The organism is Leucobacter sp. NPDC077196 (genome assembly GCF_040687075.1).
Lineage (GTDB): Bacteria > Actinomycetota > Actinomycetes > Actinomycetales > Microbacteriaceae > Leucobacter.
The window spans coordinates 1-9749 of record NZ_JBFBML010000030.1 but is presented as its reverse complement, the minus strand read 5'-3'; the positions used below and the strand labels follow the sequence as shown (position 1 = coordinate 9749).

General features: G+C 56.7%; 10 protein-coding genes. 9 read left to right on the top strand and 1 reads right to left on the bottom strand.

Features of this window, described 5'->3' with window-relative positions:
• Positions 1 to 309 precede the first annotated feature (309 nt).
• The 3 genes from AB0O71_RS15085 to AB0O71_RS15075 all read left to right on the top strand — a co-directional run bounded on the left by AB0O71_RS15085 (position 310) and on the right by AB0O71_RS15075 (position 2364).
• Positions 310 to 1338 carry an SUMF1/EgtB/PvdO family nonheme iron enzyme gene (locus tag AB0O71_RS15085; protein ID WP_363746634.1) on the top strand — a complete coding sequence of 343 codons (1029 nt, stop codon included), beginning with the start codon at positions 310 to 312 and terminating at the stop codon, positions 1336 to 1338.
• 78 nt (positions 1339 to 1416) lie between these two features.
• The gene (locus AB0O71_RS15080; RefSeq protein WP_363746631.1) at positions 1417 to 1548 is read left to right on the top strand and encodes a hypothetical protein; all 132 of its coding nucleotides are present in this window, start codon (positions 1417 to 1419) and stop codon (positions 1546 to 1548) included.
• A gap of 555 nt (positions 1549 to 2103) precedes the next feature.
• Entirely contained in the window at positions 2104 to 2364 is a 261-nt protein-coding gene (locus AB0O71_RS15075) for a hypothetical protein (protein ID WP_363746629.1), read from the top strand.
• Positions 2365 to 2375: 11 nt separating this feature from the next.
• On the opposite strand, the gene AB0O71_RS15070 is transcribed toward AB0O71_RS15075, so the two are convergent.
• On the bottom strand, positions 2376 to 3875 hold the full coding sequence (locus AB0O71_RS15070; protein WP_363746627.1) for a hypothetical protein: 1500 nt from the start codon (positions 3873 to 3875) through the stop codon (positions 2376 to 2378).
• 206 nt (positions 3876 to 4081) lie between these two features.
• On the opposite strand from AB0O71_RS15070, the gene AB0O71_RS15065 reads away from it, so the two are divergent.
• The 6 genes from AB0O71_RS15065 (at position 4082) to AB0O71_RS15040 (ending at position 9673) form a co-directional block, all read left to right on the top strand.
• Complete coding sequence (locus AB0O71_RS15065) at positions 4082 to 4477, top strand: hypothetical protein (RefSeq protein WP_363746625.1); 396 nt, start codon at positions 4082 to 4084, stop codon at positions 4475 to 4477.
• On the top strand, positions 4464 to 5411 hold the full coding sequence (locus AB0O71_RS15060) for a hypothetical protein (RefSeq protein ID WP_363746623.1): 948 nt from the start codon (positions 4464 to 4466) through the stop codon (positions 5409 to 5411). The genes AB0O71_RS15065 and AB0O71_RS15060 overlap by 14 nt, the downstream gene beginning before the upstream one ends.
• 20 nt (positions 5412 to 5431) lie before the next feature.
• Complete coding sequence (locus tag AB0O71_RS15055) at positions 5432 to 5680, top strand: hypothetical protein (RefSeq protein WP_363746621.1); 249 nt, start codon at positions 5432 to 5434, stop codon at positions 5678 to 5680.
• A gap of 137 nt (positions 5681 to 5817) precedes the next feature.
• Positions 5818 to 6486 (top strand): MT-A70 family methyltransferase, encoded by a 669-nt coding sequence (locus AB0O71_RS15050; protein WP_363746619.1) that lies wholly within the window; start codon positions 5818 to 5820, stop codon positions 6484 to 6486.
• Positions 6487 to 7716: 1230 nt separating this feature from the next.
• Positions 7717 to 9051, top strand: coding sequence for a type IV secretory system conjugative DNA transfer family protein (locus AB0O71_RS15045; protein ID WP_363746617.1), 1335 nt, complete (start codon positions 7717 to 7719; stop codon positions 9049 to 9051).
• Positions 9052 to 9232: 181 nt separating this feature from the next.
• A complete protein-coding gene (locus tag AB0O71_RS15040; protein WP_363746615.1) occupies positions 9233 to 9673 on the top strand; it encodes a replication-relaxation family protein in 441 nt (146 codons plus the stop codon).
• The last annotated feature ends 76 nt before the right edge of the window (positions 9674 to 9749 follow it).

Here is a 9749-nt window from a genome sequence, read left to right as displayed (position 1 = left end):
GCCCAAGGCGGGTAATGCTGCGGGCCAGTACCCTCTTCCCGGAACCGAGTACCAACTAGGTGGACGAGGAGTACCTTAAACGACTACTCGCCAGTGGGCGAAGGTATCCTCTGGAAAGACACCAACGGGGCAACCCGCTTTAATCCACTCGAGTACTTTCACTTGAGCTTCGTTGAGTTCAATGGTGCTCTTGGTTTCGTCTTCCACGACCTTTTCTCCTGCCTTCACTGAAGGATGACTATTGGACTTGACTCGATCGCCCTTATGGCTCATAGTAAGCGCCAGCAAACGTAAGCAGGATTAGATTGGATGGGGTCAAGACGAGGTCATGTAGACGATAACGAGAGCAATGCAAAGCGAGGCTTCACCATCGTTGAACTCCTCATTGTGGTCGTCGTCATCGCCGTCCTTGCCGCGATCACCATCGTGGCGTATAGCGGAATCACAAATCAGGCAAAGGCTTCGGCAAAGGCGCAGGACATCGCTCAGTGGAAGAAGAAGTCCGAACTCCGCAAAGTCGAAAAGGGGATTTCTTGCCCCGAGGGATATGTCTTTATCTACGGCAATTCAGCGCTTGGAACTAATGACTTCTGCGTCATGAAATATGAAGCGAAGAACATTGGTGGTGTGGCAACAAGTCAGGCAGACGGCACGCCTTGGGTCAGCATTACGCAGACTGACGCTATTGCCGCCGCAACTGCGTCTGGTGGTCATCTCATCACTGAAGCTGAATGGATGACCATCGCAGCAGATGTGCTTTCGGTGAAATACAACTGGAGCGGCGGAGCGGTTGGGTCGGGTTATGTTTATCAAGGGCACGTCAACAACAACCCAGGGAGTGCTCTCGCCGCTTCCGCTGATGACTCAGACGGACTCTTCGGCATCACTGGCGGCACCGGCACAACGGTTGGTAGGAATAGCCAACGCACGCTCTTGCTCTCTAGCGGCGATACTATCTGGGACTTCAGTGGCAATGTCTACGAATGGACACAGCAGGCGATCGGAACGCCGACGCTCACGACGTCACAAATTGGGGTCAGCGGTGATTCGAACTGGATTTGGCGCGAGTGGAACCTAGGCTCACTTTCAATGGGAAACTTGGGATCCAACAGTCGCCCAAGCGCACTCACATCTACCGCTGGTCTTTCGGACATCGCTAGTTGGGACGCGTCGAAGGGAATCGGACGTGTTTATGCCAACTACGCAGATGCGAGCGCTCGCGCGTTTCGGCGGGGCGGCAGCTGGGGTAATACGTCGGATGCTGGCGTCCTCGCCCTCGCTCTGGACACCTCGGCCACGAACGCGGGCACGGCCGTCGGGTTCCGGGTGGCCCGCTAAGGAAATCAAAAAATCGCGGAGATCTAATGAATACAGGACGGCACTAGAAACGACAAAACGAGACTCGGCTTCACAATCGTGGAACTTCTCATCGTGGTCGTCGTCCTCGCTGTACCTCCATCCTTAAGTAAACCTTTCTTGGCCATCCTCCGAGGTCACGGAGTTCATTCTCAATCCAGATATAGAAAATCTTCGTGTTTAGATCCATGATCTCCATGGCTTCCCGAACAGCAGCAGTGCGGTGCTCTGAATACGTACTTCCTGAACCGTAGAAGTAATCAAGAACGACCCCTCGGTGATGCACCCGGATGCTCGCCTGGTCTTGCACCGCCGACTTGAGATCGTGCAGAAGCCAGTTCAGATTGCAGCGCATCCAGTGGGGCCACACTTCGACGGTCTGATCGCACTCCTCGGCATGTCTCACCAGAGAACTCCTCTCACAGGACAATGAGGCGTTACACGCTTGTCCAAACTCCCGCGGCATCCCCCAGGCACTATCAGCCCACGACTGCATGACGCGGAGCAGCATTTCGTCCCAGCTGGTGGTGGTGTGAAGCTTCATTCAGGGCCTTCCTTTGGCTTTATCCTGGGTGTGAATGGTGCCCGAAACTTGGGCATTTGCCAAGTCCAGGCACTTCTCCGAATTCGAGGCCGGAATTGGCACCTGCTCGGATGCGTGGCTAAGAAGCGCAAAACCCAAGAAGCGCACCGCGCTCACCTGTGGATAACGCAGGCGTCCACTTAGGCGCGGTCTACAGTTAGCTCATGCAAGAGATGCTTGATTGGATCGCCCCACTAGCAGGGTTCGCCACTGCTGACGAAGCAACGGCAAATATTGCTACGACCGCAGCCATGGAGAATCCACACCTGTCACTCTTGGCGAAGGGTCTCCATGCGCTCGTGCTGGCTCATGAAGGTGAGCCGATCAATCCGTATGCTGACTCATACCAACCGCCCGAACGGATCAAGGCCGCGATCGAAGAATTACTTGAAGCGGGCCTCATCATTCGCGTTCAGCATCCATGAGGATCTGGAATCTACTCGCCCAGCTTCACACACGAAATATAGGTCGAACCAGCAATAGGTTGCGCACCTTCGGAGCGGCCGATCGATGAAGTAGCGAATGCACGAATCTCCGCCTTTTGACCATTACAGGCAACATCAGGGTCGGCAACTTGAATCTGCGCTCCAACCGCAACGTTCGCGTTTGATGCATAGCTGCCCAGACTAATACCAGGCCGACCAAGGCTTGCCTCCGTAGAGTTCCCATTTGGATGCGAAAAGGATGCCCAGCTAACGGAATTCTTTACGATCTGCCAGCCGTCTGGAACCTCCACCCAAACCGTGACATCATCCGCTTGCTGCGCAGTCGCATTGTGATAACTAATCCAAACTCCAGCTGGCTCATCCGGGTTTACAAGGAGCCCAGAGGTCAAGCAGGAGTCTGCTTGCCAAGTCCAGACTCCAACAAGCTCGGACTCACCATTTTCTGGAGCAATGACATCCCTGCAATGGTCTTGATCGATTGCTTGCAGCATTTCAGGGAAACGCCAATAGGCTGTCTCGGGATTAGAAGTACTTGGGACCCCGGCTGTCTCAACGGTAACTTCTTGAGCAGAAGTATCGTCGTCTTGCTCATGGTCGTTACCTGTGAGCGCGAAGGCGAATACAGTCCCGATCAGAGCGAGGGCAGCCGCTCCCCCGATAAGCGCTGCCACCCGGCGTCGTCGCTTTGTTTGAAGAGGACGCCCCTTCATGGTGGAGATAGGTACAAGATCTTGCGCCTTGGGCACGAGTGCGACGGCTCGGTCAGCGGAGGGATCGTCAGGATTGTCAGCAACATGAATCTCGCCATCAACTAGCGAATCCATGCCAGTCCTAGTTTGAAAATGCTCGACCGTTAGCGCTTCTTGGCTTGGGGAGTTATCTACCGGCCTCGCAGCAGTTGGTGCGGGCCTACGTCGTAGCCGATTCGCACCCAGATCCCAGTAGGCGAGCGGATCGTCTCCCTCGATGAGCGCATAGAGAAAAGCGACGAATGCATCCTGGAACCCGTCTTTGAGTCGTCCTAGTCGATTCTTGTAGTCACCAGAACCAAGTTCATCAGTCCAATCACCGTTGCTGTGTGCTTGCCGGTAGCTATACGCCGCCCAAGTGTCTCGGAATGTACGGCGGTTAAGCTCCAGAACGACATCGCCAGTAAATACGTGATTGGCCGCTTCAGCGTATCTCTCGTATTGCTCCCGAGAAGGTTGTCGGTTGTCGAGCCCCCACCAGGCAAAGGCGCCGATCAGCAAGGCACGAAATTCGCTGAACTGCGCATCAGAAAGCAGCTCTCGCTCGGCCATTTCCCTGGAGTTCAAAATTCGCTTTCGGACTGCTTCGACCGTTCCGAGGTTGAGGATCTGCTTGAGCTGCATTGCGAGGGAAGACTGATTAAACAAAGTCACCTCATGCGCACCCGTCGAAATGTGCGCACGTAGGGCTCGCTCCCACTCAGGTTGGTCGTCGTCTGGCGAGATTTTTTCCTTGCGCACCGTCTCAGTTTATCCGTTGCCAAGATGCAAAATTTGAGTCATTCATTGCGATCGGAGCAGTATCACAGTTTCTGTCACAGTTTTCGTCTCTGATTTCGTCACAGGTTGTGACAGCTTTCGTCACAGTTTCGTTGTGACGACATTTCCGCTCGCCATACCTTCTTGGCTATCACCTCAACAAGCGAGGTGCGACGAGAGGAAACACAATGTCCCGAACCACAGATATCGGCTTCGATTTTGAAGCCACGCTCACGCAGGAGGAGTTCCTCGTCGAACTTGCCGAAAAGGCCAAGAAAGAGGGGGTCTCTCCCGAAACACTGCGACGTGGACTGGTGCTCACAATGTGCCAGGAAATCTCGAGGGTCTCGATGAAATACATGAAGCACTCGACAGATCTTCTGACGAAAGTCCGGTTGCTCGATGAAGGCCACGCCGCTCAGCTCAGAGAGGGGATGGTGGCAACGATGCCAGCGCTGGAGTCGTTGCTCGCATATACCTCGCACCTAGAAGACGAGCCGCTGACTTGGCCTGCCTCACGCGGCACCATGTTGGACGCGAAGCTGGATCTTCCCCAGAAAGAGAAGAGCGATGCGCCTGCCTGAAGGCCTGGAGGCGTCACCGGCGCACCGCCACCGGGTCGAAGCTCAGATGCAGCAAACTTGCCGCACTGTGCTCGAGCTGGTGGCGGCCTCCGCCGAACCGCTCCTGTCTGGCCTCAAGAGCTACACCGGCGACACGCTTTGGGTCGAGACATACGAGGATTCCGAGAGCTACATTCAAGGTTCGTTTCAAGCGCACGGCTACAAATCAGGAACACCTCAACAGCGCGACCTGATCCGACTCAACATCGGCCAGCGCGCACTCGGCAAGAAGACCCCAGAAGAGTGGGCGAGGTCGCTGCTCGTCACCATCGTGCACGAGCTTGTGCATTTGTACTGCTCGCACCGCGGCATTGAGCACTACCTCCGCGAGAACCCTCGAGAACACACGAAGCAATTCGCACAGGTAGCAGGGCAGGCCGGCCTCAAGGTACACCAGCTGCCACTGAGTGACGCGAAGTACTACACGCCTGATTTCACATCTGAGGGAGCCCGCAGGTATGGCAAACACGGCCAGATCTTCTTGGATCTGCTGAAGCCAACCCCGCTCGAAACGCATCGCACCGCACGCCTAGGCAACGACTCCACGTCGACCGTATTCACGCCCAATTCACGAAAGAAGGAACCAGCCATGTCCGAGATCATTCGGCACTCCGGCGCTTCGTCGCCAACCGTTCAACCTACGCCACTCTTCGGGAGTGGCATAGCCCGGCAAACCAAACGCGAGATCGAAGCAATCAATGCACGAGCAGAGATTGCCGTCGTCTCCGAACAAGCCCACGCATTCCTGGCGTCTGTCGCGATCACCAACACCGCCGTACTCGTCGGCCAAGCAGAGACCCTGATCCGCAACCATCCAGCCGCTGCACCGTATCTCGAGACTCTAGTCGCAGGTTATGCCTTCGGTGCCGCTCAACGCTTGAATCGGGGGTTGTGATCATGTGGGAAGCCATCTCCATGACGCTCACCGTCATTGCAGTGCCGTTGCTCCTTATCCTCCTCGCATGGTTCATCTACGGGTACGTCTCAGATCTCCACAGAGCGCGGATACGCCGTTTAGAACACGAGCGCGACCTTGCCGCTGATGAACTACAAGACACCATCTTCAAGATCGCTGCCGAGCTTGCAGCATCGCAAAGAGAGAGCACACAGGCAATGCTCCGAGCCGTTGCGGACAACGCCCGCGACGCTCCCCGCAACAAGTAGACCTGCACCTAAATCGTTGTGGATTACGCAACGAACCCGATTAGACGGTTGACGAGCACTTCCGCTTAGTCCATAACCAGACATCACCGCGGCCGCACCGCATCCTGCGAGCCGAGTAGTAATAGGAGTTCATTGACATGCTTACCGAGCCAAACACCATCCATCCATACATCGTCGACGCCGTCGCATCACAGCTCGACATGACCTGCGACCTTGAGCTGCATGACGTGGCATTGGTCGACCCGCCTTGGCAAAACCAAGGCGGGGAGAAACATTACCCAACGATGTCGCTCAGGCGCATTATCGGCATGAGGGACGCAATCCGCGCTCACATGAAACCCGATTCCTGGCTTTTCCTCTGGACAACAAAATCCCTCGTAGAAGAAGCAAAACACGTGCTCAAAGAATGGGGCTACGAGTACGGCGAATCGATCACTTGGGGCAAGCTGAACCGCTATGGGTACGGCAACAAGCGCATCGGGGTGCGCCGTGCCACCGAGATACTTCTGATCGGTACCCGCGGAAATGTGGTCTCAGATTTTCGTGCGCAGCCTGACTGGTTTGCCTCTCCTGCTGGCCGTCACGCCGAAAAGCCACTCGAACAATATGCGATTATCGAGCGGATCGCAGGTGCCGACGCCCGGGTTCTGGAACTTTTTGCTCGGGTGAGACGTCCCGACCCTCGTTACAGTTTCTGGGGCAATGAACTGGACCGTTGCGATGTGAACTTCGCTCCCTGGGGCTACCCAGTGCCAGCTGATCAGCCGATCGGCGTCCAGGTCAGCGAAGAGGGAGTAGGGCGATGAATCATGTCCAGCAACCCCTCATCTTCTCCCGTCCTGCGGTTCTTTCGTGCCAGTCTCTTCTTCCTCGGCGGCGTCATTGCGATCACGATCGGGCTCGAGCTACTCTCACAGCACTGGGTCTGGTTAGCCGCGATAGCGAGCCTTTCGATCGTGATCTATGGATCGAGCGTCACTATCCGCTGGTGGAGATCCCGAAGGTAGAAACCACAAGCACATTCACCCCTGTCATGTCGTTGTGGAATAGACAACATGGCTTGACAGGAATACCAGACGAGTGCATAAATATCCCGAATCGCATGAGCGAACCCCCTACGCCGCTATTGACCGAGGAGCGAAGTAACAAGGAACCAAGGGAGGTGCGCTATGTCCGTGCGTCACGCAAAAGCTAATCAACGTGATCCGTTCGTGTTCACGCGAATCCACCTGCCACGACCTACTCAGCCCGAGTCAATCCTCCAGCTGCTCTCGCGGCTCATGAGTTCGGATATTCCGCGACCCCTTGCTTTCGAATCCCAGGCGGGAGACGGGGAGGTTGCCCACATCCTCGGCTGCTCACCAACGGCCGTTCAGCGCCTCAAACGGCTCATTCGCGGGGTAATCCCGGGGACCCAGTTTGAGGCCACCAAACGGGCGAACGTGGCGAACGTGAGCCGTATCACCAGCACCGCCCCAGGGTTCACCCTCGGTAACACGGATTCGGCTGAACCTGTTGTCGCAGCACTCTTCTCTGCGTTCGCGTCCAGACGCGAGACAGAAGTCGTAGCACTGCAGCTCGTACTCGGACGCACCAGTCGTGCCAGGCAGCTCCCAAAAGAGATACCTGATCCCACCCAGTCCCTGGCGAGCCGCCTCCTCACCGGCACTCGAGCTGCAACCGGAGACCTGCAACGACAACTCCGCGCTGCGCACGCAAGCCCGAGACTCGAGGCGACCGTACGCATCGGAGTAGGCGCAGGGGATGTGAAACGGCAGCACGCACTCACTTTTGAGGCGTTCGGGGCATTGCAGCTCGTGGAAGCCGCCGGTGCGCAACTCACGCTCGTACGAGATTCGGTAGAACGTTGGAATCGCTGCACGCTTGGCCGATCCTCATTCCGCCTGTCCGCCGAGCAGATCCTTCCGCTACTGGCTTGGCCGCTTGGCCGAAACGATTACCCCGGGATTGTCCCAGTTCATCCGCGACGCCTCCCAGCGTCCGAGATATTAAGTCGGAGTGAGAGTATCTTCGCGGTGGGAACTGCCCCAGGGCCAGAAAGACTCATCGGACTCGACACCGAGAGTCGCCTGAAACACGTCCTCGTCACTGGGCCGACCGGTGCCGGGAAATCGACCTTGCTTGAGCATCTGGCGCTAAGTGACAACAAGGCTGCTCGTGCCTGCGTCGTAATTGAACCGAAGAAGCAACTCGTCGAGGGCATTCTTTCCCGGCTTCCGCCAGAAGCGGCAGGGCAGGTTGTTGTGCTCGATGCAGCCGACGAAGAGTCAGTCGTAGGGTTCAATCCTCTCGACCTGGGTGACCGAGATCCTTATGTCGTTGTCGATGGCATTTTGGCAGCGCTCGCGGCAGTTTTCTCTGACGGCTGGGGTCCGCGCACTGAGTACATAATTCAAGGAGCGCTGCTTTCTCTCGCCCTCGCAGGAAAGAAACGGGGCCAGCCATACACACTTCTAGATCTGCCCCGACTCCTAACCGATGCTCCGTTCCGACGCGAGGTCACGTCGGCAGCACAAGACGATCCAATAGTGACTGAAGTCTGGGCTGAGTTCGAGCAAATGCGCCCAGGCCAGCGTGCTTCAGTGGTGGCTGCTCCGCTCAATAAGCTGCGAAAAATTGTCATGCGAAAGCATCTCGCTGCGGTGTTAGGTCAGTCACAACCACGATTCCGGCTGCGCGACGTCTTCCGTGAGAACAAGACCGTTCTGGTCCCGCTGAACGAATCGCTCCTCGGAACCGGGGCAGCGCGTCTGCTTGGCAATCTTATTACCGCAGAAATCTTCATGGCTGCTCAGGAGCGTGCCAGCGAGAAGGATCCCGAGAAGCGGCCCGGCATGGTCATCATCGATGAGGTGCAAAACTACCTGCATCTGCCGACCCCGTTAGACGTGGCGCTCGGTGTCTTCCGGTCCTATGGAGTGGGGCTCCATGCCGCGCATCAACACCGTGGACAGCTAACGACGGCCATGCGTACCGCGCTTGATACAAATGCAAGGAATAAAATTTGCTTTTCCCTTGAAGCTGATGACGCTCGCGATATGGCACGGATGGCCCCTCAGCTTACGGCTGACGACTTCCTGGCCCTTCCAATCCGCGAAATATACGCCCGGCTTCTTGGGAAAGGAGTGCCCACAGCTTGGTGTTCAGCAAGAACCCTTCCGCCCGCTAAGAGGCGCAATGCCCATGAACTCATTCGCCAGGCAAGCAGAGACGCCTTCGGAGCACTGCCCGAGCAGCTACAGCCGGTCGGGGCTCCAGCAGGGGCAGACGCATCCGACCCTGATAGCACTGCCGCTAAAGATGAGGGCATTTCGGGTCCTCAATCGCACCAGCGAAGGAGACGATCATGAAGGCTTTTTCAAGGGTGAAATTCGGGAGGGGGTCGTCCAGCCACTATTCCGTTCACTGTTCCAACCAAGACGAACACCCACCGCCATTGTTCGGCCCGTTCTCGCAAGGTGCGACCCCTTTGGGATGGGACTCCCCCGGCGTTGCCGGGGATGAGAGGGGGCTGCAGGGAGGTGAAATCCCATGAACCAGTCTCCCGTGAATCTCTCCGATCAGTTGAGCCAACGCGATCTCCAGATCCTTAACAACTTGGAACGGTTCCGACTCCTCACTACAAGGCACATCCAACGGCTGCATTTCCCGGCACAGCCTTACGGAATGCATACGAGCGGAGCATCGGCAACTCGTGGCACCACACGAGTGCTCAACCGGCTCGAAGCCCACGGTCTCATTGGCAGATTAGCCCGGCGAATCGGAGGCGCAAAACACGGCTCGGCGGTTGTCATTTGGCAGCTTGCAGCGAGAGGCGAAGCGCTTCTACGTAGCCAGCGAGGAGAGACGCAGCGCCGCAGGTTCGAGGAGCCCAGCCTGCACTTCGCAAGGCATACTTTGGCAGTTGCCGAAGTAGCAGTGACGCTGATCGAAGCCAGCTCTGCCGGGGAGTTGGGTCTGATGCACGTTTAGGTGACATTCAACATGGCTAGTTTCTGCTGGCCTGGAAGGATGAACCTATGCCCCCTCGCTACCCCAAAGAGTTCCG

Coding starts and splice junctions, on each gene's coding strand:
- AB0O71_RS15050 (WP_363746619.1), top strand. CDS start 5,818: ATGCTTACCGAGCCAAACACCATCCATCCATACATCGTCGACGCCGTC.
- AB0O71_RS15040 (WP_363746615.1), top strand. CDS start 9,233: ATGAACCAGTCTCCCGTGAATCTCTCCGATCAGTTGAGCCAACGCGAT.
- AB0O71_RS15085 (WP_363746634.1), top strand. CDS start 310: ATGGGGTCAAGACGAGGTCATGTAGACGATAACGAGAGCAATGCAAAG.
- AB0O71_RS15075 (WP_363746629.1), top strand. CDS start 2,104: ATGCAAGAGATGCTTGATTGGATCGCCCCACTAGCAGGGTTCGCCACT.
- AB0O71_RS15060 (WP_363746623.1), top strand. CDS start 4,464: ATGCGCCTGCCTGAAGGCCTGGAGGCGTCACCGGCGCACCGCCACCGG.
- AB0O71_RS15055 (WP_363746621.1), top strand. CDS start 5,432: ATGACGCTCACCGTCATTGCAGTGCCGTTGCTCCTTATCCTCCTCGCA.
- AB0O71_RS15065 (WP_363746625.1), top strand. CDS start 4,082: ATGTCCCGAACCACAGATATCGGCTTCGATTTTGAAGCCACGCTCACG.